Genomic DNA, 24,553 nt, shown 5'->3' on the forward strand with positions numbered 1-24,553 from the left:
CCCTACCGAAAGCCAGCCGGAGAGCCTTCTGCCATCCGCGCCCCACGGAGCAATAAAAAAGCCGCCTCTTCGGGCGGTGATAAAACCAACATAGCGCGGTATGCAGTATTCGTCAACCGTAACGCTCCCGGTGTTCGCGTTTCATCCGGGCGTACTCCTCGTTGGCCTCGGCCTCGTCCCACTTCGCCTTGAAGATGCGGGCGGACTCGGCTTTCACGGGGTCCTCGGGCTGGCGGGGGAGTTCGGCGCGGCCGTGTGCCCCGGACTGGCCCTTCTTGTCGTCGGGCACCGGGCCGTCGTACTTCTTGCCCCCCTTGTGGTTGGCATAGCGGCGCGAGCGGGTAAAGCCCATCTGGAGAAACTTGCGGGCCATGTCCGCGCCCACGAAGTCCCCCGCCCGCAGGTAATCTATGAACATCGCGTAGATGGCCTCGCTGCTCTCGCGGGCGACTTCCGGTGTAGCGAAGCGCCAGTGCGGAAGAATCTCGGACTTGTACGGCTGGACCAGCAGCACGCCCTGCTCGCCTATCCCGACCCGGTACAGCTCGGGGTGTGCCCGCAGGTCGAGTTCGGCATAGTTCAGCGAATAGTCGAATTTGGGACGGGGCATGGGGGCTCCTTTGGGGGGCTGGAGAAAACCACCGGGGCGGCCCGGTGGTCTCTTCGGCGTCTCGCTTCGCTCGGCCCTGCGGGGGCCGGTCAGTTCATCCGGTCGTCGTCCATCATCGCCTGAAGCATCCAGCGGATCTTGTCGATGGTGGCGGCGTAGCCGGTGTACAGGTCGGCGGTAACGGGATCGTTGGCCTCGTCCACGGTCTGCGAGTCGTCGCGGTAGCCGCGGGCCACGCGGGTCAGGTCCCCCACGAGGTCGGCGACCTGGGTGCGGGCGTCGCGCACCGTCTCCTGGGGCACCTGCACGAGGCTGAAGCGGGCAATGTCCTCGGGCGCGGCGATGGGGCTGCCCCCCAGCGCGACGAGGCGCTCGGCCTGCTCGTCGATGCCCCCGAAAATTTCCTCGATGAACTCGTCGTAGGCGAGGTGCAGGTCGCGGAAGAAGCGCCCCCGGATGTCCCAGTGGTACTTCTTGAACTTGAGGTACAGGCTGATGGTGGTGGCGAGGTTACGCTGCAAGGTCTCGCTGACGGTGCCGAACTCCTCTTCGGAGAGGTAGCCGTGGTCCACGAGTTGGTTGTGAGGGGTGTCGAGGTGGGCGGCGTCGGCCTTGGCCTCGCCCTGCGGCATCACCCCAGCGGCCTCGCGGCCCTGGGCCGTGTCCTGAGCTGCCACTGGCATCTGGTTCGCGTCGTCGGCCGTCTTGCGGCGGCCTCCGCCCTTGCTCCCCGCGGCGGCCTTGGTTCCTGCGCTCTTTCTGGTCATGCGGTCACGCTACGCCCCCGGCCGGGGGACCGCCCATACGGGCTTTCTTCACGCTTGCCGCACCCGCAGCACCCCGCCTTCCAGGTCCAGGGCCGCGCTTCCCAGAGCCAGCAGGTCGCCGAGGTGGGCGCTCACCACGGCCCGATTGAGGACCCAGGCACCGGGATTCGTAGCGGTGACGCCCAGCGCCGCACTGACCCGCGCCAGCAGTTCGTCCACCGTGGCCGGACCCCCCGCCAGCGCTGCCGCCACTGCGTCTGTCGTCCGGGCATAGGCGGCGAGGTTGGCAGCCACCAACCCGTCTAGGTCGGAGGTGGGGTCACCGTGGCCGGGAAGGACGACGCGCACTCCGTCCAACTCGCCCAACGCCGCCGCCGACGCCTTCTGCTGCGCCGAGTCCGCGCAGAAGGTCAGGGGATGCTTGCCCAGCGCCTCCGGCCCGAACAGGGCGTCGGCGGCATACAGCACCTCGCCCACCCGCACCGCGTACATTTCGGCGGCGTGGCCGGGCACTGCCATCAGCTCCACCTCCGCCCCACCGAGGGTCTGCCTGCCGGGGCCGACCGCTTGCGCGGGACTGGCGGGGGCCAGCAGGAACTTCGTTCGCAACTCGGCGGGCGGCGCGGCCCCCCACAGCGAGAGCGGTTCCAGCACCGGGTGGCGGATGATGGCGGCCTCCAGCGGCGGCGCGTAGACGGGCAGGTCGGGGAAGCGGCCCAGGAGAAAGGCATTTCCGCCGTGGTGGTCGGCGTGACTGTGGGTGTTCAGGATCGCCCCCGGCGTCAGGCCCGCCGCCTCCAGCGCCCGCAGCAGCTTTCGCGCGTGGGTGTCGTCCAGGCCTGTATCCACCAGCAGGGCGTGGCCCCCCGGTCCCTCCACGACCACGCTGTTCACCGTGCCGGGGAGGTAAGAGACGCCGGGGCCGAAGGGCTGAAGCGAGGGGGGCATGGGGACAGGGTAAGGGGGAGAGAATGCAAAACCCCCACCTCACGGCGGGGGCGTCCAGAGGAGCACGGTGACGCGCTGGGCAGGCGCCCAGAGGTTTTTAGGTCAGGGCAGGAGCTTTCCTAGAGACTGGATCAGCTCTGCAAGGGCAGTGACCACTGCCGCTACAGCGAGCAGAAACGCTGTCCAGGCGGCCAGGAGTTCCACCCGTCGCTGGAGTTGAGTTTGCCCACTTTTGCGGTCAGTGGTATGCTTCTTGTGGCCCAGAACTATCACCACCTTTCGGTAGCCCCCACGTGTTGACGCACATGGGGGTTGCTCCTTTCTGGAGCGGTGACCTCTGACCTACCCGACTTGTCATGCAACGCGCCACCTGGACGCCCGGAGTCTACACCCCCTCTCCCTGCCCTATCTTCAGGCGTACACTCGCCCGCGTGAGCCTGCCCGCCCCTGCCCTCCCCTTCCGGCCTTCGGGGGCGCAGCTCGGGCTGATTGCCGCCAACTTCCTGATGTGGGGCGGCTTTTTTGCGGTGATTCCCCTGGTCACAGTACATTTCGTGGAGGGGCTGGGGTGGGCGGCGGCGAGTGTGGGGCTGGTGCTGGGAATTCGGCAGCTCACCCAGCAGGGGCTGACGGTGTTCGGGGGGGCGTGGGCGGACCGGGTCGGTCCCAAGCCGCTGATTCTGGCGGGGTGCCTGATCCGCACGCTGGGCTTCGCGTGGATGGGCTTCGCGGAGACGCTGCCCGTGTTACTGGCGGCCTCGGTGCTCGCGGGGCTGGGGGGCGGGCTGTTCGACGCGCCCAAGAACGCCGCCATCACCGCCGTCACCCGGCCCGAACACCGCGCCCGGATGTTCAGCCTGACGAGCATCTCCGGGAACCTCGGCATGGTGACCGGGCCGCTGATCGGCGCGGCGATGCTGGGGCTGGGCTTCCGCACAGCGGCGCTCGCGGCCGGGAGTGTGTACCTCGTCGCCGCCGCCGTGCTCGCCGCCACGCTGCCCCACCTGAAGCCGGAAGGGGCTGTGGCCGGGGGCCTCGCGGGACTGAAGACAGCGGCCCAGGACCGCCGTTTCCGGCGTTTCACGCTGGTGCTGGTGGGCTATTTCCTGCTCAGCACGCAGCTCAACGTGGCGGTCACCCTCAAGGCGGTCGCCCTCGCCGGGCCGGGGGCGACCGGGCCGCTGTACGGCCTCTCGGCGGGGCTGGCGGTGGTGCTGCAATATCCGCTGCTGCGCTTCGTGGAGCGGCGGGTGCGGACGCGCGTGGCGCTGGTAATCGCCGTGCTCGCGGTGGCGACCAGCCTGGGGCTGATGGGCTTCGCGGTGACGTTTCCGCAACTGCTCGCCTGCGTCGCCCTCTACAGCCTGGGCACCATGCTGGTCTACCCCACCCAGCAGACCCTGACCGCACGGCTGGCCCCCGCTGGCTTGACCGGGAGCTACTTCGGCTTCTCCGCAATCAGCCTGGGACTGGGCGGCGCTGTGGGCAACGTGGTCGGCGGAGCGCTGATCGACCTGGGCGCCCGGATCGGCCTGCCGCTGCTGCCCTGGCTCACGCTGATGGGGGTGGGATTCCTGACCGCCCTGGGCCTGCGCTGGGCGCTGCGCGAGGTACCCACCCGCGAGCAGGCGGCGGGCTGAACGCAGGGCTGGCCCCCTCCACCGGGGAGGGGGCCAGCGGACCAGGGGAACTCAGGGCGTGCTGGGGGTCGCGGGGGCGGCGGGCGCAGTCTGGCTCTGGGCAGTCGCGAGCAGGGTCTGCGCCTCCTGGAAGTGGCGCTCGATCAGCGGGAGGTTCTGGGTGGCAAAGGCCACGACCCCCGCGTCTCGGCCCGCCGTCTGCTCGTTCTGGAAGATGCTGATGGTGAACTGGTGCCCCAGCACCTGCTCGCGCAGGTAGGCCACGTCGAAGGCCGAGCCGGTCAGGGTGTTCAGCGTGTTGACCTTGAGCTGCAGCTCGGGCGGCAACGCCTTGGGGAGCGGGACTCCCCGTGCGGAGGCGAGCGCCGCGACCTGCGCCTGCGCCGTGGTGTGCTCGTTGATCATCTGTTGGGCGAAGGTCCGCACCTGGGCGTTGGTGGAGCGGTTCAGCGCGACCTGCGACGACTGAATCTCAAAAAGGTTGCTGCCCGTCACCGACTGGAGAAAGAGGCCGTCCACCGTGGTCGCGTTGGGGGCCATCATGGTGCAGGAGCCGAGGGCAAGGGGCAGCAAAACCAGGGCTGAGCTTCGAAGCATAGCGTTCCTCCGGCGGAAGAGAGAAGACGGGCCGCGCCCGCACTGCCTCCCAGTCTGCCCGCCGCCTTCTCCCGGCTTGTGGCAATTGGGCGAAGGACTTCCCATCCGGTTCTCAGGTGGGGCACAGACGGTCTTGAGGCCCCGTTGAAACTGCTTCCACGCCTACACTTGGGGCATGCTTTGGGTCCACGTGCTGATGCTGCTGCTCCTCGCGGTGCTGGTGGGGTGGGTTCCGGTGCTGGGGCCGCTGGGGCTCGGTTTTCTGGCGGGCCGGGCGGTGCGGGGACCGGGCGCCGTGCTGGTGCTGCTGCCCGCGCTCGCCCTGCAAACGCTGGGGCTGCTGGGCGTGCGCTGGCTGGAAAACGCGGTGGAGGCACGGGGGCTGGAGGGGGGCCTGTGGACGGTCCTCGCGTGGCTGGGGAGCCCGGTCAACGTGGCGCTGGGAAGGCCGCTGGGCAACCTGATCGGAAACAGCGACGTGCTGGGGTTCCTGCTGCTGTTCACCTTCCCGGCGCTGCTCGGTCTGGTCCTGGGCTGGGTCACGGGCAAGCCCTCCCGTCGGCTGTGAACCGGGCGGGAGGGCCGGGGGAAGCTCGACTCAGCGGGCGGTCTGGGGGTCCAGGGTCAGCGGCGGGGCCGTCACCAGCGCCTGCACCCCGGCGGCGAGCAGGGTGTCCTGGCCGCGCGTGAGCAGGCGCACGTCCTCCTCGGTCTGCTCGCGGGGCTGGTCGGGCTTTACCCGGTCGGGGTAGGGGTCGCCGCCGGGCTTGGCGTAGTTCAGGATGGTGAGTTGCAGGGCCGCGTCCTCGCCCACCGGGAAGACGCGGGTGGCGGTGTTGCCCACGCCCGCCGTCGTCTCGCCGATCACCGGGCCGCGCCCGGCGTGCTGAATCTCGAAGGCGAAGAACTCACTGCACGAGGCGCTGCCCCGGTCGACCAGCACCGCGAGCGGCCCGGTCCACAGTTGGGGGCCCCGCACGCCGCCCACGTTGCGGCCATTTTCCAGGCGGGTGCCCCGGCTGACCACCGTGCGGCTCTCGCCCTGGGCGCCCCGCGCGACCCGCGCGAAGGAAGGCACGAAGGCGCTCACGGCGCTGTCGCACTCCGCGAGGCTGCCGCCCGGATTGCCGCGCAGGTCCACGATCAGGCCGGTCGCCCCGGCCGCGCGGGCCTCGCCCACGAGGTCGTGGACCCGCTGCGCGATCCCGCCCCCCGACAGGAAGGTGGGAATCCGCAGGACCGCCACGTTGTTCGCCGCTCCCGCGAAGCTCAGCCGGGGCAGGTCACGGGTGCTGCTCTCGCGCGACTGGAGGGTCAACGTGAGGGGCTGCCCGGCCCGCTCGACCTCCAGCCGGATCTCGCGGCCCTCGCGCCGGGCCTGCTGGAGCGCCGCGTAGGCGTAGGGCTTTCCGTCCAGTGTCCGCAGCAGGTCGCCGCGCTTCAGGCCCGCCTCCTCGGCGGCGCTCTGGGGCACGACCTCCAGCACCACCCGGTTCTCGCCGTCGAGCCGGGCGAGCTTCACGCCGAACTGCAGGCGGTTGCCGCCCGTTGCGCTCGCCAGGAAATCCTGAAAATCCTCCGGGGTCTGGAAGAAGCTGTGCTCGTCACCTAGGGCCGTGAGCTGCGCCTCGATCACCGGGTAGGCTTTCTCGACCGGGCAGTTGAGGGGCGTCGGCGCACACACGGCGTCGAGCCGGGCCTGGTACTCGCGGCCCAGCGTGGCCCGGTCCACAGTGGACAGGCCGCCGTACTCCTCCAGAATCAGACGGTTGACCCTGTCGAACGCCTCCTGCGCGGGCGAGGGGGCAGGTTGCGCGAGCGCCTGGGCACCCGGCAGGGCGGAGGCGGCGAGGGAGGCCGCCACCAGCACGGTGAGGGCACGGAGGGCCGGGAGGCCGGAAGCCGGAGCGCGGCGCAGGGTGGCGTTCATGGGTCCCCCCATTCTGCCCTGAACAGATGGGAAGTTGGTGGGGCGGGAATGCCGTGCAGGTCACAAAAAACCCGGTTCGGGTCTGGAGCGGTTCAGGGTACCGGTCGCCGCTGGTACAGGGCCACCACCCGCGACAGGAAGCGCAGCCCCGGCCCCAGGCTGCTGGCCTGCACCCACTCGTCCTCGCGGTGGGCGTTGCCGCCCCGGTAGACGCCGAGGGCGATGGCGGGCAGCCCGTGGGGAGCGGCGGCGTTGGCGTCGGTGCTGCTCGACGCCAGCCGCAACTCGGTGCGTCCCTCGCGGGCCGCTTCGCGGGCGAGGTCGAGGAGGGGGGCGGACCCCAGTTCCCCGCCGGGGCGGTCGCCCACCCGCTCCAGCCGCAAGTTCACGCCCACCGCGCGGGCCGCCGCGTGCAGCACCCCCTGCGCCCGGCGGTCGAGGTCGCTCAGCAGCTCCGGGTCCAGCGAGCGCAGGTCCAGCAGCAACTCGGCACTTCCCGCGATGGAATTCACGCTGGTGCCGCCCGACGCCAGCCCCACGTTCAGGGTGGTGCGCGGCGAGGCGGGGCGGTGCAGGGCGTACAGGTCATGAATCGCCATCCCCACCGCGTGCAGCGCACTCGGCGCCTGATCGCCCCAGGAGTGGCCCCCCGGACCCAGGAAGGTGGCCCGGTAGCGCCGCACCCCCACCGCCCGCGTCACAGCGACCCCCAGATAGCCGTCCACTGCGATAAAGGCCCCCAGCCGCTCGCGGTGCGTGGCGATCAGGTGCTTGGCTCCGCGCAGGTCGCCCAGTCCCTCTTCCGCGACGTTGGCAGCAACCCACAGCGGGCGGCGCAGCCCCCCCTCGCCCCCGCGCAGGTCGCGCAGCAGGGCGGTCAGCACCGCGAGGCTGGCGCTGTTGTCGCCCACACCGGGGCCAATCAGTTTGCCGCCCTCCTCGCGGACGGTCACGTCAGTGCCGCGCGAGAACACGGTGTCGAGGTGCGCGGCGAGCAGCAGCGCGGGCTTGCCCTCGGTGCCGGGCGGGGTCAGGCGGGTCAGGACGTTGCCGACCTCGTCGCGCTCGGTGCGGTAGCCCAGATCCTCCCACAGCCCGGCCATCAGCGCTCCCCGCTCCCCCTCGTCGAAGGTAGGCGCGGGGGTCTGCGCGATGCGCGTGAGGTACGAAAGGGGCATGTCGCGGGCGATTGTAGCGGGCGGGGGCGCGGACCTGACCTCCCGGCAGCCTTCATGAACCGCTCCACACCGAACGGCCTGGCGTGGAAACGCCCCCGGCGGGAAGGCCAGGGGCGCGGGGGAGGTCAGGGAGTCAGCGGCGCAGCATCTTGGAGCCGATCATCGCCGCGAGGCCGACGAGGCCCGCCTTAACCATCGGGTTGCCCAGCGCCCCGCCCTGCCCGAAGGCGGCTTCCAGCGGGCTACGTCCGTCCTGCGCCGGGGCCTGCGCGGTGCGGGTGTAGGCGTCGGCCAGGTCGTCGGGGTCGTCGTAGCGGACGTTCTGGACCGGGCTGTAGGGGCTCTGGACCATCGCGTCGCCCATCTGCTGGCGCTCCTGCGGGCTCATCTGCGAGAAGTACTCGCGCATGATCTGCTGGCGCTCCTGCGGGGAGGCGTCCCGCAGGTAGTCCTGGATGTAGGCGGCGGCCTCCTGCGGGCTGACCACGCCGTCCATGTTGGTATCGCGGGGGTCGAGGCGGGCCATCTGCTCGTGGCGGTCACGTTGCTGGAAAAACATGGGATACCTCCTGGGGAATGGGGGGAAACTCCTCGTGGGTTGCGCCCTTAACCCTAAGCACCCCGGCCCCGTCCCGCGTGAGGGGAAGCTGGCGGAAGATTCATGCCGGGGCCACGGCCGGGAGCCGGGCCGAACCGGGGCCGGGCCAACTTGAGTCGGGGGGACAATCGCGCCGCAGGAGCGCTGCTAGAGTGCCCGCCGTATGCGTTCGCTCGTCCTGATCGGCCACGGGTCGCACCTCAACGGCGAGTCCGCCGGAGCCGTCTACCGTTACGCGGAGTTGCTGCGGGAGCGTGGCCTGTACGACGAGGTCGTCGAGGGCTACTGGAAGGAAGAACCCTCGCTGCGGCAGGTGCTGAGGACTGTACGCAGCACCGACGTGACCGTGATTCCCATGTTCATCTCGGAGGGCTATTTCACCGAGACGGTGATTCCGCGCGAGCTGGGGCTGGGCCACCAGGGGCCGGTGCCGCCGGAGGGCGTGGCCCGCGTGCTGGGCGGCAAGACGGTGCGTTACACGCTGCCCTACGGGGTCCACCCCGCCATGAGCGAGGTGATTCTGGCCCGCGCCCGTGAGGTGCTGCCCGACCTAAATGCAGAAGACACCGCCCTGATCGTGCTGGGGCACGGCACCACCCGCAACCAGAACTCCAACCGGGTGATCTACGGAAATGCCGACCGCCTGCGCGACTCCGGCCACTTCGCGGAGGTCCACGCCCTCTTCCTGGACGAGGACCCCAAGGTGGGCACCTGGCCGGACGTCGTGAAGGCACCGCGCGTGGTGGTCGTGCCCTTCTTCGCGTCGGAAGGATGGCACACGCTGGAGACGATTCCCGAGGACATGGGCCTGACCGGGGCCGTGACCGAGTTCGCGGACACGCCGAACGCCCCGCAGACCGTCTACTACGCTGCCCCCGTGGGCACCCACCCCGACGTAGCCGAGGTGGTCTTGCAGCTCGCGCAGGAGGCGCGGGGGGCGTCGGGCGCGGGCGGCGACGAGGACCACGGCCACGCCGCCGCGTGGAACGCCTTTCTCGCGCTGGCCCGGCGCGGCACCCGCATCGGGGAAGCGATGATCACCCCGCAGGCGGGCATGTATGAGCTGCGTCACGCCCTTGACGAGGGCCGCCCCGCCGCCGACCTCCAGACGCTGGTGACGGTGGAGGGCCTGCGCGACCGCACCCGCCGCGACGAGGGCGGGCACCACCGCCCGGTCCATACCCTGCGCAACCTTCCACGCGGCTGGCGGGCCATCCTGACGGAAGCCGAGCTGCCCCGCGCGGTGCACAACCTCTATCCCGCTGTCGTGGAGGAGAGCTACGCCCACCACACCCACAACCTGCGGGCGACCCCGTGGCCCACGACCGCCCGGCGCCAGACCGGGATCTACACCAAGGTCACCCGCGCGACCTCCGAGCAGGTGGAGGAAGTGGCGCAGGACGTGTGTAGCAAGTGCCTCAAGACCCGGCTGTGGGCGGGCGAGCGCCTGGGTTCCACCGTCTTCAGCGGCGTGCCCGGCGCAATTCCCTGCCCGGAAGCCTGCACCCTCTTTATCGCGGAGGTGCGCGAGGAGGTCAGCGGCAAGCGCGGCCAGGGCGGGCACGGGCACGACCACTGACCGGCGAGCGGAGCCCTCCCCTCCCCCTCACCCGCAGATGAGACAATGGCGCCCATGACCGTGCCCTCGCCCGCCGCCCGCCCTCGCACCGGGGTCCCCAAGACCGTCTGGGACCTCGTCTTCACGCTGCTGATCCCGATTCTGATTCTCAGCCCCAACATCCTGGGCAGCGGCATCAGCGTGGCGGACCTGCTGGGGGGCGACACGGCGGGGAACATCAAAGCTTACGTGATCGCGGCGCTGATTCCGGTCGTGTACGTGCTTGTCGACCTGATCGTGAACCGCAACGTCAGCCCGGTGGCGCTGATCGGCGGGGCGGGGGCGATCTTTTCGGGAGCCCTGGCGTTCTGGTACGTGGACGGCTTCTGGTACGCGATCAAGGACAGTGCGCGGTCGTACCTCGTCGGGCTGTTCTTCCTGATCAGCGCGGGGACGCGGGTGCCCCTCTTCCGGGTGTTTCTGGACGCCGCCAGCCTGGGCGAGAAGCCGGAGGAACGCGCGGCGACCCAGCAGGCGATGCGCGACCCCGTGGTTCACCGGGGGCTGGTCGGGGCGACGATCGCCTTTGCGGTGGTGGACCTGATCGGCGGGGTGATCAACAGCGCCGTGAACTACGCCCGCGTGACCGCCGAGTTCGGCTCCGACGCCTTCAACGCCCAGGTGGCCGAGGTCAACGCCCTGATGCGGGTGCCCAGCCTGGTGATCAGCCTCGCGGGGGTGGCGCTGGCGCTGTGGCTGGTGCAAAGCGCCGTGAAGCGCCGCTACGGGGCGGGCGCAAGCCTGCTGGAACCCACCAAGCTGCGGGAAGCGATGCGGGAGCGGGGGGAACTCCCCGCCTGAGCCTGGGAAGATGCAAGGGAGGCCCCGCCGCGTGCGGGGCTTCTCTTGCGGTGCCCTTCCCTACTCTCCCGTCCGCGCCCGCCGCTTCTGGTACGCCCCCGTCAGCAACTCCGCGATGTACTCGCGGGTAAAGGGCATTCCACTGGCCTCCGCCGCCGCGATCTCCGCGTCACGGTTGTAGGTCAGGCGCACGAAGGTCGCACTGTGGGCGGGACTGTTCGGGTCAAACTCTAGAATCAGATAACTCGGCAGCGTGCTGTCGAGGGGATTGCCCACCGAGCCCGTGTTGATCAGCGGGCGGCCCTCCACGTCCAGCATCAGCGTCTCGTGGACATCGGCGTAGACGAGAGCGTCGGCGTGCTGCCGCAGGGCGAACTGGGGGTTGGGCAGGTAGGCGTCGAGCTGCTCGGCGAGGCTGGAGTGCGGATAGAGCCGGTGAAAGAGGCCCTTGCTGGAGGCATGGACAAAGCGCCACCACGCCCCCCCGAACTGTTCCTCAATGCCGTAGGGCAGCCCGGCGAGGTAGGCGAGTTGGTCGGGCGTCAGGCGGGAACGCGGCCAGAGGTCTTGCGGCCGGTTGGTGGCCCCGGCGACGCGGGCGTCCCAGTTGCCCTGGATCACGCGGGTGGCGTAAGCCTGGGTCCATTCCACAACCTCACGGGGACGCGGCCCCTTGCCCACGAGGTCGCCCAGCACCCAGATCTCGTCCAGCCCGCGTCTTTTCACGTCGGCGTGTACGGCCAGCGTCGCCTCCAGGTTGGCGTGCAGGTCCGAGAGCACGGCGAGGCGAATCATGCGGGGCAGTCTAGCCCAGGGGACAGATGGGCCTGAAAAAGCTCAAGAAAAGGGTCAGGCCGGGGAGGAGAGGACGCTGCCGCTCCCCCCTTCTCAGCCTGACAAGGTCCCGCGCTCAGTTGCGGTAGTAGCTGGCGGGCACCTTAAGCAGCAGCTGCTGCACGGCGTCGTTGAGCATCGCGCTGATGGCCGCCTCGATCTGCGGGCTGGACTTGACGCCGAGATTCATGGGCAGCAGGCCGCTCAGGCTGAAGCTGTTACCCTGTGCCTCGCCCTTGACCTGGGTGCCGCCAATGATGCGGCGGGTCTTCACGTCCACGATCCGCAGGTCCATTGCAACGGTGCTTTTCTTCTGGCCCAGGGACACGCCCATGAAGCTGATCCCGCCCCCCGACGCTTCCGGCTCGTACTGGGTGATCGAGCCGAAGATCAGCAGATCCGCGCCTTCAAAGGCAGCCCCGCCGCTCAGGAAGGCCTCCTCGGTAAGCTGCCCGGTGTTCTCGCGCTCGTAGACGGCGAACTTGCCCGTGTTGAGCAGGGCAGTCGTCAGGGCGTCGGAGATGCCGTCACCGAGGTCAGACGAGCACTTAGACGCCTTGCAGCGGAAGGTTCCCACGGCGATATTGACCTGTCCCTGCGGGAGGGCGGGGGCAGCGGTCACTGGGGCGGGCGTGGCCGGAGCTGCCGGGGTGGCCGTGGTCTGGGCGGCGGCGGGCGCGGCGAGGGCGAGGGTCAGGGCGAGCAGGCGCAGGTGGGTCATGAAAAGCTCCTTGGAGTGGGGAAAGAGGCCAGGGGAAAAAAGGCCTAGAAGTCGCCGCTGGTGCCGGGCGGGGGCAGGGGGAAGCCCGAGCCGACCGGTGCCGGGCCGCCCGGCAGGGCCGCGCCGCGCGGGGCCGGGGAACTGGTCCCAGCGGAACGTTGATCCAGCGGCAACTCGTACCGCGCGACCACACACAGCCCCTGATTCCCCAGGCTGACGAGGCGGTGCCCGGTGACCCGGCCGCCGCGCAGCACGGCCTGGGCACCCGTGCGGACGCTCTCGCGCACCGTTTCCAGCGCGAAGTTGGAAAGCTTCAGGTCGCCGCCGTCCACGACGCTGGCGGTGGTGTCCTGGGTATCTAGGCTCCGCGAAACCGCCGTCCGCAGGCCCCCGAAGAACTCGGCGGCAGCTCCGTTGGCCCGCAGCTCCGCCTTCTGCATGGCGGGGGCGAGCGCGGTCACTCCCCGCGCCTGATACACCTGTGCGGGCACGATGCCAAAGCCGTACACGCGCAGGGTGTCGTTGCGCCCGTCCCGGTTGGTGTCCACGGGCGAGGCCCCGGACAGGGTGCACTGCCGCATCAGCGCGAGGGCGTCCACCGGACTGAGCTGGTCGCCCCGCACGGTATATGCGGCCTGCACCCCCTCGGTCTTCACGAACTGCTGGGGAGTGACGGGCGTGTCGGCGGTCTGGGCGAGTGCTATCCCCGCGCCCAGGGCGGCGGTCATCAGAATTTTCTGCATGGATTCTCCTTGAATGTGGGGGCTCAGCGGTAGGAGACGGTGATCTCGCCCGCGCTGAGGCCCGTCACGGACAGACCGAGGTCCTCGAGCAGGCCAGCGAGATCCTCGGGGGAGCCGCTGTACTCGACTTCCACTTGGGCACCCGCCGCATCAAAGTGGCGGTTCAGGGCCGCTGCCACCCCGGCACTCGCCCGCAGCGAGGCCAGCGTGTCGTTGAGGACTCGGAAACTGGGCACGCCCACCAGCCGCACGCTGAAGGTGCGCCCGGCCGCCTTGCCGCTGCCGCTGAGCCAGCCCAGCAGGGCACCAGGCAGGGCGGGCACCGCCGTCTTGGCGACGTTCTGCAGGGCTGCCTTGCCTGCCACCGCGTCGGTGGGGGCCGTGCCCGTTCCCGTGAAGGCGTCGCTGAAGATGATCTGCCCGGTGGCGAGGTCCACGATCTTGAGTTCGAGGCGGGCGGTGTAGGCCCGCTGCGAGAGCACGGTGCCGTACTCCTCCGCGAAGGCTTCCCCGGTGATCAGCAGGTCGGCTTTGAAGCGGGTGGCGAGGTCGCCCAGCGCCTGAGCGCTCAGGCTGCCGCCGCGCAGCACGTCGCGCAGGGCGTTGTGCTCGGTCTGCTTGAGGTCCACCACCCGGTACCCGGCGGCGATCAGGGCCCGCTGCACCTCGGTCTCGGCGGCGGGGTCGGGGACGGTGCGGCGCAAGATCACCTCGGGAATCGCCACGATGATGCGCGGGTCGCCCTTCTGCGCGAGAAAGGCCTTGAGTTCCTGCTCCAGGCTGGGGCGGGCCACGACCACCCGGACGGTCACGGTGTAGAGGCTCCCCTGCTGCCCCTCGGCCAGCACCTGGGTGACCCGGCCGAAGCCGTCCGAACGCTTCATCAAGCGTTGCTGGAACTGCTCAAAATCGTCGGTGCTGCGCAGGGTGCTCGACGTGCTGATATAGGCGCCGAGCACCTGCTCGATGGCGGCCCGCACCGCGTCATTGATGGCCGCCTGCCGCGCCGCCGCCACGTTCCCAGTGAACGGGGCACTCCCCTGCACCTGCACCGACTGCTCGGCCTGGGTCGCGGCCAGCGCCACCGATCCGGTGGGAAGAGACGGCATTACAGGCAACGCCAGCGCCAACGTCAGGAGCAGGGGACGCCACGAGCCCCGCTGTGGGCTTTTCAATCTCACGTCAGCAGTGTCTCAGGCTTCTCTCAGCCTCGCGGCGCACATGAGGGCACCCCCGTTGGGGGTGTAGGTCCGACCTCCCCGCCTACAGCCCCCCCCGAGGATTCACGTCCACCCGCACCCGCGCCCGCCAGGGCCGGTCCAGTGTGGCGAGCAGTTCGGAGAGGCGGGCGTCGTTTCTCGCCCGCAGCAGCAGGTGGTAGGGGTACACCCCGCGCAGCCGGGCGACCGGGCTGGGGGCAGGACCGAGGACCTCTCCTGGCGCGGCTCCCGCCCCGTGCAAGGCGTCGAAGACCTCGGTGGCGACCTCCCTGGCGCGGCGGGCTTCGCGGGCGGCGACCTCCACCTGGGCCAGGCGGGCGTGGGGGGGGTAGCCCAGGGCCTTGCGGGCACGTTCCTCGGCGGTGGGGTAGGCCAGGGCGTCCTTGCCGTCCACGAGGACGCGCAGGGCCGGGTGCTCGGCCTGAAAGGTCTGCACGACCAGCAGGGGCGGGCGCGAGACGTGCCACTCCCCGAGCTGGCGCAGCAGGCGGTGGTAGCGCTCGGAGGCCCGGAAATCCGAGACGTTGAGCCAGGTGTCCGCCAGCGTCACCCCGATCAGGGCGAGGTTCGGCGGCGCCTCGCCCGAGAGCAGGAGCTGGGTCCCCACCACCACGCCACCCTCCCCCGCGTGCAGGGGCGAGAGGTCGTCCTGACGGTCGCGGTCGCAGCGGTAGACGGGCAGGCCGGGCACCAGTCGGGCGACCTCGGCGGCAATCCACTCGGTGCCGGGGCCACGGGCCTTCCACATCTGCTCGCCGCACTCGTCGCAGCGGTCGGGGACGGGTTCGTGGTAGCCGCACTGGTGGCAGGTGAGCTGCCGGGTGCCCTGGTGAAAGCGCAGCGGCACGTCGCAGTTGCGGCAACCCGGCGTGTGGTCGCACGAGGGGCAGCGCAGCAGGGCCGAGTAGCCCCGCCGGGGGGCCAGCAGCGCCGCCTGCCGCCCGCGCTCCTGCACCTGCCGCAAGAGGCGCACGAGGTCGTGGCTGAGGGGGTAGCCCAGGTCGCCGGGCGTCAGGTGAACCGAGGAGAGCGGCCCCAGTTCGGGCTGCTCGGGCGGGTTGGCGTAGTCCACGACATGCAGCCGCAGCCGGGGCGGGGGCAGCACCGCGCCGGGCAGGGGCACGCTCTCGGCGGCGGGGGCCACGCCCACCAGCGCGAGGGCCGCGTCATGAGCGGCGGCCACCCGCGCGGCCACGTCGGGGACAAAGGCCCGTGAGCCCGACTGGAGCTTGTAGGCGTCGCTGCCCTCCTCCAGCACGACGATCAGGGCGGGGGCCTCCAGCGGCGAGGCGAGGGCGAGGTAACTCCCGACCGCCAGCCGGGCCGCCCCCGTGCGGATCAGGTGCCAGGTGTGCTCGCGTTCCTCCGGGTTCAGCGCCCCGCTGACCTGCACGGCCCGCGTGCCCGCCGCCTCCGCCAGCCCAGAGAGGCCCTCCCAGGCGCGGCGCAGGGTGGCGTGGTCGGGCGCGAGGACGAGGACGCCGCGCCCCTGCTCCAGAAGCCGGGCGACGCGGGGCGCCAGCGTGCGGAAGCGCGAGGCTGGACGCCCGCCGTGCAGCCGCCACGCGGAGCCTTCGGGAAGGCGGTCGGGGTCGCTGGAGGGGGGGGACGGGACGGGAGAGGCCAGTGTGGGGGGCGGCGCGACCTCCTGCACCGTGTCCGCCCAGCCGCGCAGGGCCAGGGTGCCCGCCGCCGTGGGGGTCAGCGGCACGCCCCCCGCCGAGGCGAGGGAAGCCCACGCGCTCAGCGAGTCCACCGGGCCGTGCTCGTGCAGCCAGGTCCAGGCGGGGGGCGGGGAGGCCTCCTCCCGGACATACGCTGCCCCGCCCGCGTTCAGCACCCCGTTCACCACGCCACCGCTAACCCCCACGCCCCGCGCCCAGGCGCTCAGGGTGGGCTGGGGACCGTATTCGGCCAGCCATGCCCACGCCTCCCGGCCCTTCGGCGTCAGGGTGGGGGGCGGCTCAGCGGAGGCCCGCAGCACCGTCATCGTGCGGGCCGCAGGGGGCACCTCCTCCAGGGGCCGCGCCCGCACCACCCCGCGCAACCGGGGCCGGGGGCGGAAGGCTTCCTCCAGGAGTCCCTGCTCACGGATGGCGTCCAGCAGGGGTGACGAGTAGTCGGCGGCGTCGGTCCAGGCGGTGCCCGGCACGTGCGACCCGAAGGCCCCCAGGTCCGCGTCGGGAACGGCCCGTACCCGGTGCTCCAGCCGAACTTCCCACCCCACGCCGAGGAGGTCGCTCCAGACGAGTCCGGCGGGCAGCCGCGCCTCCCGCGCCCAGCCGGTCACCGCTTCCACGGTGGCAGGAGAGACCCAGGGGCCGTCCTCGTCGTCCAGCAGGTGAACGGCCTCGCGCAGGCGGGAGCTTCCGGCGCCGCCCTCGCCCGCGCCCACGACCAGCCCCGCCGAGAGCCCGCCGCGCCAGGGGACCAGCACCCGGCAGCCCACCGGCACCGCACCGCCGAAGCCGTGTGGGGCGGCAAAATCCAGCGCCGGAATGGGCACGGGAAGTGCCACCCGCCAGGGCACCGGGGGGAGGGTGGGGGCGGGCGACATCACATGCTCGACCCTACCGCAAGGGGTCAGGCGGCGGGGTGGGGCGGGTCGCAGACAACCCCGGACGGGAGTGGCCCGCCCCGCGTTACGCTGCCCTCCTATGCCCACGCCCGCCCGCCCCGGCCTGCTGCTCGCCCTCGTCGCCGCGCTGAGTTTTGCCACGCTGGGGGTCTGGGGCAAGCTCGCGGGGGAGGTGGGGCTGGGGACATTTGAAGTGCTCGTGTGGCGCTTCGGGCTGGTCGCCGCCGTGCTGCTGCCGCTCGCGGGGCGGGGGATGACGCTGGCCCAGCGGAGGCCGCTGTTGGGCGTAGGGGTGGTGTACGTGCTGGCGACCTTCTGCTACTTCGGGGCGCTGGGGCGCGTCACAGCCGGGGCGACGGGGCTGCTGCTGTACCTCGCCCCCGCCTTCGTGATTCTGTTCGGGTGGCTGGCGGGGCGGCGGCCCGGTGCGGCGCGGCTGGGGGCGGTGGCGCTCGCGGCGCTGGGGCTGGGCCTCGTCGTGGGACTGCCGGGGGCGGGCGACCGGGACCCGCTGGGGTTGGCGCTGGGGGCCGGGGCGGGGGCGCTGTACGCCGCCTATCTGCTGGCCTCCGAGCACTGGCTGCGGGGGGTCACGCCACTCGCGGCGACCGGGCACCTCGCGCTCGTGGGGGCAGTTGCCTTCGGGAGCCTAGCCGGGGCGCGGGGCGAACTGGGGGTGCCGGACACCGCCGCGCAGTGGGGCGTGGTGCTGGGCATGGCCGCGCTGCCCACCCTGATCGCGGTGCCCGCCCTGTACGGGGCCATCGCCCGGCTGGGAGCAGCGCGGGCCAGCCTGCTGGGCACGTTGGAGCCGCTGTTCACGGTGGGACTGGCCTTTCTCGTTCTCGGGGAACCTCTGCGGCCCGCCATGCTGCTGGGTGGGGCGCTGATTCTGGCGGGGGCGGCACTGGCGCAAAAACCCGAGCGGGTCACGCCCCCGGCCCCCTCCCCCGCCCCGTCTCCCCTATCCTGACGGCCTAGACAAAGGAGGCAGGATGCGTTTGATGGGACGGGTGGGCCGGGGCCTGCTCTGGGTGGTGTTGGTCGTGCTGCTGCTCGTGCTGGCGGCGGTGCTGTGGCTGCGGGGCACGTCGCGGCCCCAGGTGTCGGGCGAAATGAGGCTCGCGGGCCTCTCGGGGCCGGTCACGGTCACGCGCGACGCCTGGGGCGTGCCGCACATCCGGGCCGAGGCGTCGGACGAGGACGCGATCTTCGCGCTGGGCTTCACCCACTGGCAGGACCGGGCGTGGCAGATGGATTTCCAGCGCCGGGTCACCCAGGGGCGGCTCTCGGAGGTGCTGGGCGAGGCGGGCCTCTCGCAAGACCGCTTCCTGCGGACGTGGGGCTTTTCCCGCGCCGCAGAGAGCGCTTTGCCCGCCCTCTCGGAGCGCTCGCGGCGGATGATCCGGGCGTATACGGCGGGCGTGAACGCGGCGATGGCTCAGGGCAAGGTGGCCCCCGAGTTCCGCATCCTGGGGTACACGCCTGAACCCTGGACCGAGGTGGACGCCATCGCCTGGAGCAAGCTGATGGCCTACGACCTCGGCGGCAACTGGGACGAGGAACTGCTCGCGGCGCGGGTGCAGGAGAAGCTCGGGGAGGGCCGTATGGACGACATCCGACCCCCCTATCCTCAGGGCGCGACCACCATCCTGAGCGCGGGCGAGGTGGGCGAGGAGAACGCGGCCCCGGTGGGGGCGAACGCCGTCACCCTGCCGGACGCGACCCTGGCCGCCCTGCGGACCCATCTGGAGGCCGCCCGCTCGCTGGGCATGGAACGGGTCCCCGGCAAGGGAAGCAACAACTGGGTGATCTCGGGGAGCCGCACCGAGAGCGGTAAACCCATCCTGGCCGACGACCCGCACCTCGCGCTGTCCAGCCCGATGCTGTGGTACCTCGCGGACCTGCGCGGGCCGACCCTGCGGGTGATCGGGGCGACCATTCCGGGCCTGCCCAGCGTGGTGATCGGCCGCAACGACCGCATCGCCTGGGGGGTGACCAACGTGAACCCCGACGTGCAGGACCTCTATATCGAGCCGGAGTCGGCCCGCCTGACCCAGCGCACCGAGGTCATCAAGGTCAAGGGCGGCGAGGACGTGCGCCTCACGGTGCGCGAGAGCGAGCACGGGCCGATCATCTCGGACGTGGGCGCGGGGGCGCTCGGGCCGCGTGTGGCCCTGAAGTGGACCGCGCTGCAACCCGGCGATACCACCCTGGACGCCTTCCTGGGCCTGAACTACGCGCAGAACTGGAACGAGTTCCGCGAGGCGCTGCGCCCCTACGTGGCCCCCAGCCAGAGCTTCGTGTATGCCGACGTGGACGGCAACGTGGGCTACACGGCGCCGGGGCGGGTGCCCGTGCGCGAAGGCTGGGACGGCTCCGAGCCCGTGCCCGGCGACGGCTCGCGCGAGTGGCAGGGCTTCATCCCCTATGAGGAACTGCCCGCCACCCTCAACCCGGACGACGGCCTCGTCGTGACGGCCAACAACAAGGTGCTGCCGGGCGGGGCCGACCCCCTGGGCAACCTCCGCAACTGGGCCGAGCCGTACCGCGCCGAGCGCATCACGGCGCTGCTGACCGCCAAGCCGGAGGGCCTCACGCTGGACGACGTGAAGGCCGTGCAACTGGACACGGTGAGTCTGGTGTGGCGCGACCTCCAGCCGCTGCTGCTCGCCACCCAACCGGACGGGGACCTCAGCCGGGCGGCGCTGGAGCGGCTGCGCGGTTGGGACGGGAATCAGACCACGGAGAGCGTCCCCAGCACGGTCTACGAGGCGTGGCTGGCCGAGTTGCAGACGATGGCGGGGGACGAACTGGGCGACGACACCCGCCTGAACGCGCTCGCCGTGCGCGAGCAACTGCGGGAGGACGGCGAGTTGTGCCGCTCGGAGGCCGCCCGCGTGGAGTCCTGCGCCGACCTGCTGCGCGTCAGCTTGAAAGCGGCGGTGGACGGCCTCGCCGCACGGCTGGGGGACGACCTGGACGGCTGGACCTACGGCCGGGTGCACACGGTCGCCAGCAACCACCGCGCCTTCGGGCAGGTGGACGCGCTGGCGTGGCTGTTCAACCATGCCGCGCCCACCCCCGGCGGCACGAACACGGTGAACGTGGCCCGCCCCGACCCCGAGACGCTGCGCCAGACGCACGGCCCGAGCTACCGCCACATCATCGACCTGGCGGACATGAACCGCAGCCTCTACATCGGCAGCCTGGGGCAGGGGGGCAACCCGCTGGGCGAGCACGTCAGCGACCAGCAAGGCCGGTGGACGTCGGGTGAGTACCTCCCCATGAGCACCGACGAGGGGGACTGGGGCCGCACGGTGACGCTGACCCTCACGCCGGGCGAATAACACTCACGGAGCGGTGGCGGACGGGAGGCTTCAGTCCGCCGCCGCCCCTTGCCGCCTCCCGGTGAAAGGGCAGACCGCTTCCGCCCGCTCCTCCTGCCACGCGGGAGTCTGGGCGACGTAGCCGGGCCGCTCCTCCCCATCGGTGTATGAGCGGTGCCACACGGGGGTGGTCGCGGGCGAGAGGGGCGGAATCAGCCACGACCAGCGGCCCCGCACCGCCCGCCCGGCCCGCTGCTCCTCGGCCTCGAAGCGGACGAACTGCCGGGTGACCGCGTGGTGGTCGGTAATGCGAATCCCCGCCCGGTCGAAGGAGTGCAGCACCGCCACGTTCAGCTCCACCAGGGCTCGGTCCCGCCACAGCCGCCGGGGCGAGAGGTCCAGCCCCAGCGCCCGCGCCACGGCGGGGAGGGCGTCGTAGCGCCCCTCATCCGCGAGGTTGCGGGCGGCAATCTCGGTCTGGAGGTACCAGCCGTTGAAGGGGGCGGCGGGAAAGCTCAGGCCCCCGACCTCCAGCGTGAGGTTGCTCAGGACCGGGAGGGCGAACCACCGCAGCCCCAGCTCGCCCACGCCGGGACAGTCGGGGTGGGTGATGGGCACCTGACAGGTCGCGTCCTCCGGCAGGCAGTAGAGCCCCACCCGGCCCCGGCCCTCGATGGCGAGCGGCAGTACGTCGAAGGCGGTGCCGGGACCACCCGCCCACCCCAGGCGGCGCAGATGGTCGGTGAGGGCCACGTTCTGCGGGTCGCCCACCACCGTCCCGCCGGGCTGGCGGTAGCCCGCGTAGCGCAGCAACTGGTCGTTGTGAACGCGCACGCCGGGACCCAAGATGCTGATGACCGGGCGAATGCGTCCGCCCCCCAGGGCGTCATGCAGGTGCGCCATGAGGTACGCGAACACGTCGTCGGGGTGGGTGACGTGCCGCAGGTCGCGCACCTCCAGCGCCCGCCAGGGCAGGCGGCCCACGCAGCGGCTGCTGTTGCGCCACGCCACCCGCGCCCCGTGCGCGAGTTCCGCCGTGCGGAGGGTGTACGTCCCCGTGCGGGCCACCTCCGCCCGGACCTCGGCCAGCCGCGCCTCCCGCTCGCGGGGACCATGCCCGTGCTCGTCCGCGTACAGGTGCAGGAAGCGTTCGGCCTCGGCCAGCAGCGCGTCAGGGGCCAGGCCGGACGGCGGGCGGGGGGCGGCGGCGGACATGGCCCCATGCTGCGGGTCCCGCCCCCCGCCGAATGTCCCCGGCTGGTCCTCTCAGCTCTGGCCCTCCTCGCCCTGCAAGGTCAGCACCAGCCGCCGCGCTCCCCCGTCGTTCCGGTGCTCGCACAGGTAGATGCCCTGCCAGGTTCCCAGCGCCAGCCGCCCCCCGCGCACGGGCAGGGTCAGCGACGGCCCCAGCAGGCTGGCCTTGACGTGCGCGGCCATGTCGTCGGGGCCTTCGTCCGTGTGCTCGAAGTCCGGCCAGCCGTCGGGTACGAGGTGGTTGAAATACCGCTCGAAATCGCGCCGCACGTCCGGCGAGGCGTTCTCGTTCAGGGCGAGGCTGGCCGAGGTGTGCGTGATGAAGACGTGCAGGAGGCCCACCCGCACCCGCGCGAGTTCGGGCACGGCAGCGGCGACCTCGCGGGTGATGAGGTGAAAGCCACGCGGGAGGGGCCGGAGCCGGAGGTCGTGTTGTGCCCACATGCCCGCCAGCGTACCCAGCGCTCATGGCCCGGCCCTAGCCTGAGCCCCAGCCCATGCGACGCCTTCTCATCCCGCTGCTGTCCACTGCCCTGATGACCGCCCCCGCCCCCACCCAAGCTCAGGCCCAGAGCGTGCCGCGTTCCTCGCTGGTCCTGCCCGTCACGGTGCCGCTCTCTGGCGTGCAGGCGGCGGCCAACGCCCGCGTCCCCGCCGAGTTCGCCCGGCTGGATGAGACGCGGCCCCTCGCGGGCGGGCTGCTCACGGTGCGCCTCACGGGGACGGTCACCCGCACCGGGCACGTGCGGGTGGGGGCCGCGCCGGAGGGGGACGCCCTGCTGGTGCGCGTGCCGCTGCGGGCCGCCTTCCGCGCCGAGGGCCAGGGGCTGGGGTCGGCCCTGGGCCGCGATTTCGGCGGCGAGGCGACGGTGAGCCTGCGCCTGACGCCCACCCTCGGGGCCGACTGGCAGGCCGGGGTGAAGGTCGTGGGGACGGTGGAGTGGACCGACCCCCTGAGTGTAGAGCTGACGCCCGGCGTGCGGGTTAGCGTGCAGTCTTTGGTGGACGGACAGGTGCGGGCGGCGCTGGACCGCGTGACCGCCGACATCGAGCGGGCGGTGCGCGAGGGCGCCGACCTGCGGGACCGCGCCGGGGCGCTGTGGGCGCGGGCGGGGCAGCCCTGGACGCTTCCGGCGCCAGAACCCGCCTACGCCCGCGTCACGCCGCGTACCCTGACCGTCAGCCCCTTCCGCTTCACCGGGGACGCGCTGAAACTCACGCTGGGCGCGACCTTCGACCTCGCGGCGGGGCTGGGTCGGGCGCCCGCACAGCCGTCCGTCCCCCTGCCCCCGCTGCGGGTGGCCGAGCCGCCATCGCCGGGCGTGGCCCTCGCCCTGCCCGTGCGCCTGCCCTACCCGGAGCTGTCGCGGGCCGCGACCCGCGCCGCCGCCGCGCGGACCCTGACCCTGCCGCTGCCCCTCTCCCCCACCCTGCGGGTCGAGAACGTCGTGGTGACAGGCCGGGGACCCAGACTGAACGCCGCCGTCACCGTGCGCGTCTCCGGCCCGCTGGGCCTCAGCGTGCGGGCCACCGCCGACGTGTCGGGCGTGCCCGCGCTGGACGCCTCCGGGCGGGTGGTCACCCTACGTGACCCTACCGTCGTCACCCGCCGCGAGGGGTTGACCGGGCGGGTAGTGGGCTGGCTGGCCGACGCCCGCGCTCAGGCCTATCTGCGGGGGGCGGCCCGCTTCGACCTCACGCCGCAACTCACACAGGCGCGGGGGCAGGTGCAGTCGCGGCTCCCCTTCACGCCCGTCCCCGGCGTGACCCTGACGGGCAAGGTGGGCGAGTTGCGGCTGACCGGGCTGAATGTGACCCCGGAAGCCCTCGTCGTGACCGCCGCCGCTGGGGGGCAACTCGCGGCAGCGGTGGATGCGGGGAAGGTGCGCTAGAGCCGGGGTCTCAGCGCCGCCCGAACTGCGTCCCCGTCGTTCCCGACTGGGTCGTGGTCGTGCCCGTCCCCGCTGCCGTCCGTCCCAGAGACGCCCCCGCAGGCTGAGCCGGGGCAGGTGCTGCCGGAGCCGCAGGCGGCGTGTAGGTCGCGCCGCCCACCCCCGCGCTGGGGTCGTTGGCGAGGCGGGCGAACTCCTTGGGGTCCACGGCGCGGGCCACGCCCGTCTCGTAGGAGATCACCCGGCGGCGGTAGAGGTTCGCCAAGAAGGCGTCCATCGTGACCATGCCCTCGCGTGCCCCGGTCTGCATGGTGGAGACGATCTGGAAGGTCTTGCCCTCGCGGATCAGCGCCCGGACGGCCGGGTTGGCAATCAGCAGTTCGTAGGCGAGGACCCGGCCCGGACCGTCGGCGCGGGGCAGGAGCTGCTGGGTCATCACGGCGACGAGGTTGTTGGCAAGCTGCACCCGGATCTGCTCCTGCTGCTCTTCGGGAAACACGTCCACGATGCGGTCGATGGACTCGGGCGCCGAGTTGGTGTGCAGGGTGCCCATCACGAGGTGCCCGGTTTCGGCGGCGGTCACGGCCGCACGGATGGTCTCGTAGTCGCGCATCTCGCCCACCAGAATCACGTCGGGGGCCTGGCGCAAGGAGGCCCGCAGCGCGTCCTCGAAGCTCAGGGTGTCCGACCCGATCTCGCGCTGGTTCACGATGCTCTGCTTGTGAGAGTGCATGAACTCAATGGGGTCCTCAATGGTCACGATGTGCAGCTTTTTGGTGACATTGATGTGATCGATCATCGCGGCCAGGGTGGTCGACTTGCCCGACCCGGTCGGCCCGGTCACCAGCACCAGCCCGCGCGGCGCGTTGGCGATGTCGGTGATGTTCTGCGGCAACCCCATCTCGGCGGCGCTGCGGATGGTCGTCGGAATCAGGCGCATCACGCCCCCCACGAAGCCGCGCTGCATAAAGGCGTTCACACGGAAGCGGGCCTTTTCGCCCAGTGCGAAGGAGAAGTCCAGTTCTCGCTTCTCCTCGAAGGTGCGCTGCTGGCGCTCGTTCATCATCGAGTACATCAGCTTGCGCGTCTCGGTCGCGGCGAGGGGACTCATTCCCTGCTGCACCTCGTAGGTCCCGCTGAGCTTGAACTGCGGCGGCAGCCCCACCGTCAGGATGATGTCGGACGCGCCCTTCTCGGCGGCGAAACGCAGGATGTCGGTGATGTCGGGAGTGGCTAGGGTCATCGGTTACCTCGGCGTGTGGCGTTTGGAGGGGAGTGGGGAGTAGGCCGTGGAA

Annotated in this window: 22 protein-coding genes; 7 read left to right on the forward strand and 15 right to left on the reverse strand. The window is 71.6% G+C overall.

Annotated elements, in window-relative coordinates; genetic code table 11:
• Positions 1–112: 112 nt before the first annotated feature.
• From F8S09_RS06395 to F8S09_RS06405, 3 genes are all read right to left on the reverse strand, one after another.
• Entirely contained in the window at positions 113–610 is a 498-nt protein-coding gene (locus F8S09_RS06395; protein WP_194165250.1) for a DUF4385 domain-containing protein, read from the reverse strand.
• 89 nt (positions 611–699) lie between these two features.
• A complete protein-coding gene (locus tag F8S09_RS06400) occupies positions 700–1,377 on the reverse strand; it encodes a Dps family protein (RefSeq protein WP_194165251.1) in 678 nt (225 codons plus the stop codon).
• Positions 1,378–1,425: 48 nt separating this feature from the next.
• The gene (locus F8S09_RS06405; RefSeq protein WP_152870323.1) at positions 1,426–2,325 is read right to left on the reverse strand and encodes an MBL fold metallo-hydrolase; all 900 of its coding nucleotides are present in this window, start codon (positions 2,323–2,325) and stop codon (positions 1,426–1,428) included.
• Positions 2,326–2,762: 437 nt separating this feature from the next.
• Between F8S09_RS06405 and F8S09_RS06410 the strand changes: the two genes are divergently transcribed.
• Positions 2,763–3,965, forward strand: a complete 1,203-nt coding sequence (locus F8S09_RS06410; RefSeq protein ID WP_152870999.1) for an MFS transporter — start codon at positions 2,763–2,765, stop codon at positions 3,963–3,965.
• 51 nt (positions 3,966–4,016) lie between these two features.
• Here F8S09_RS06410 and F8S09_RS06415 read toward each other — a convergent pair whose 3' ends face one another.
• A complete protein-coding gene (locus F8S09_RS06415; RefSeq protein WP_152870326.1) occupies positions 4,017–4,562 on the reverse strand; it encodes a DUF4142 domain-containing protein in 546 nt (181 codons plus the stop codon).
• Between the two features lie 175 nt (positions 4,563–4,737).
• Here F8S09_RS06415 and F8S09_RS06420 point away from each other — a divergent pair, with 175 nt between their 5' ends.
• The gene (locus F8S09_RS06420) at positions 4,738–5,130 is read left to right on the forward strand and encodes a hypothetical protein (protein WP_152870328.1); all 393 of its coding nucleotides are present in this window, start codon (positions 4,738–4,740) and stop codon (positions 5,128–5,130) included.
• A gap of 30 nt (positions 5,131–5,160) precedes the next feature.
• Here F8S09_RS06420 and F8S09_RS06425 read toward each other — a convergent pair whose 3' ends face one another.
• From F8S09_RS06425 to F8S09_RS06435, 3 genes are all read right to left on the reverse strand, one after another.
• Positions 5,161–6,492, reverse strand: a complete 1,332-nt coding sequence (locus F8S09_RS06425) for a S41 family peptidase (protein ID WP_152870330.1) — start codon at positions 6,490–6,492, stop codon at positions 5,161–5,163.
• A gap of 92 nt (positions 6,493–6,584) precedes the next feature.
• The gene (locus F8S09_RS06430; RefSeq protein ID WP_152870331.1) at positions 6,585–7,670 is read right to left on the reverse strand and encodes a M20/M25/M40 family metallo-hydrolase; all 1,086 of its coding nucleotides are present in this window, start codon (positions 7,668–7,670) and stop codon (positions 6,585–6,587) included.
• A 133-nt stretch (positions 7,671–7,803) separates the two neighbouring features.
• A complete protein-coding gene (locus F8S09_RS06435) occupies positions 7,804–8,229 on the reverse strand; it encodes a hypothetical protein (protein ID WP_152870333.1) in 426 nt (141 codons plus the stop codon).
• A gap of 202 nt (positions 8,230–8,431) precedes the next feature.
• On the opposite strand from F8S09_RS06435, the gene F8S09_RS06440 reads away from it, so the two are divergent.
• On the forward strand, positions 8,432–9,847 hold the full coding sequence (locus tag F8S09_RS06440; RefSeq protein WP_152870335.1) for a DR2241 family protein: 1,416 nt from the start codon (positions 8,432–8,434) through the stop codon (positions 9,845–9,847).
• 45 nt (positions 9,848–9,892) lie between these two features.
• Positions 9,893–10,687, forward strand: coding sequence for a VC0807 family protein (locus F8S09_RS06445; protein WP_407643654.1), 795 nt, complete (start codon positions 9,893–9,895; stop codon positions 10,685–10,687).
• 60 nt (positions 10,688–10,747) lie between these two features.
• Here the strand turns inward: F8S09_RS06445 and F8S09_RS06450 are convergent, their stop codons facing one another.
• From F8S09_RS06450 to priA, 5 genes are all read right to left on the reverse strand, one after another.
• Positions 10,748–11,482 (reverse strand): metallophosphoesterase family protein, encoded by a 735-nt coding sequence (locus F8S09_RS06450; protein ID WP_152870339.1) that lies wholly within the window; start codon positions 11,480–11,482, stop codon positions 10,748–10,750.
• A 115-nt stretch (positions 11,483–11,597) separates the two neighbouring features.
• Entirely contained in the window at positions 11,598–12,242 is a 645-nt protein-coding gene (locus tag F8S09_RS06455; RefSeq protein WP_152870342.1) for a CsgG/HfaB family protein, read from the reverse strand.
• A gap of 44 nt (positions 12,243–12,286) precedes the next feature.
• Positions 12,287–12,985 carry a hypothetical protein gene (locus tag F8S09_RS06460; protein ID WP_227978543.1) on the reverse strand — a complete coding sequence of 233 codons (699 nt, stop codon included), beginning with the start codon at positions 12,983–12,985 and terminating at the stop codon, positions 12,287–12,289.
• Between the two features lie 23 nt (positions 12,986–13,008).
• Positions 13,009–14,094 carry a flagellar assembly protein T N-terminal domain-containing protein gene (locus F8S09_RS06465; RefSeq protein ID WP_152870344.1) on the reverse strand — a complete coding sequence of 362 codons (1,086 nt, stop codon included), beginning with the start codon at positions 14,092–14,094 and terminating at the stop codon, positions 13,009–13,011.
• Between the two features lie 154 nt (positions 14,095–14,248).
• Positions 14,249–16,762 (reverse strand): replication restart helicase PriA, encoded by a 2,514-nt coding sequence (gene priA, locus F8S09_RS06470; protein ID WP_152871001.1) that lies wholly within the window; start codon positions 16,760–16,762, stop codon positions 14,249–14,251.
• A 100-nt stretch (positions 16,763–16,862) separates the two neighbouring features.
• Between priA and F8S09_RS06475 the strand changes: the two genes are divergently transcribed.
• Positions 16,863–17,756, forward strand: a complete 894-nt coding sequence (locus F8S09_RS06475) for a DMT family transporter (protein WP_152870346.1) — start codon at positions 16,863–16,865, stop codon at positions 17,754–17,756.
• Positions 17,757–17,778: 22 nt separating this feature from the next.
• A complete protein-coding gene (locus F8S09_RS06480) occupies positions 17,779–20,133 on the forward strand; it encodes a penicillin acylase family protein (protein WP_152870348.1) in 2,355 nt (784 codons plus the stop codon).
• Between the two features lie 30 nt (positions 20,134–20,163).
• Here F8S09_RS06480 and F8S09_RS06485 read toward each other — a convergent pair whose 3' ends face one another.
• Together F8S09_RS06485 and F8S09_RS06490 are read right to left on the reverse strand one after the other, a co-directional pair.
• Complete coding sequence (locus F8S09_RS06485) at positions 20,164–21,327, reverse strand: nitric oxide synthase oxygenase (RefSeq protein WP_152870350.1); 1,164 nt, start codon at positions 21,325–21,327, stop codon at positions 20,164–20,166.
• 51 nt (positions 21,328–21,378) lie between these two features.
• On the reverse strand, positions 21,379–21,810 hold the full coding sequence (locus F8S09_RS06490) for a secondary thiamine-phosphate synthase enzyme YjbQ (RefSeq protein ID WP_152870352.1): 432 nt from the start codon (positions 21,808–21,810) through the stop codon (positions 21,379–21,381).
• A gap of 53 nt (positions 21,811–21,863) precedes the next feature.
• On the opposite strand from F8S09_RS06490, the gene F8S09_RS06495 reads away from it, so the two are divergent.
• The gene (locus F8S09_RS06495; protein WP_152870354.1) at positions 21,864–23,258 is read left to right on the forward strand and encodes a DUF4403 family protein; all 1,395 of its coding nucleotides are present in this window, start codon (positions 21,864–21,866) and stop codon (positions 23,256–23,258) included.
• 10 nt (positions 23,259–23,268) lie between these two features.
• On the opposite strand, the gene F8S09_RS06500 is transcribed toward F8S09_RS06495, so the two are convergent.
• Positions 23,269–24,501: a type IV pilus twitching motility protein PilT gene (locus F8S09_RS06500; RefSeq protein ID WP_152870356.1), complete on the reverse strand. Its 1,233-nt coding sequence runs from the start codon at positions 24,499–24,501 to the stop codon at positions 23,269–23,271.
• Positions 24,502–24,553: the final 52 nt, after the last annotated feature.

Origin of the sequence: Deinococcus terrestris (assembly GCF_009377345.1) — a bacterium.
GTDB lineage: Bacteria > Deinococcota > Deinococci > Deinococcales > Deinococcaceae > Deinococcus > Deinococcus terrestris.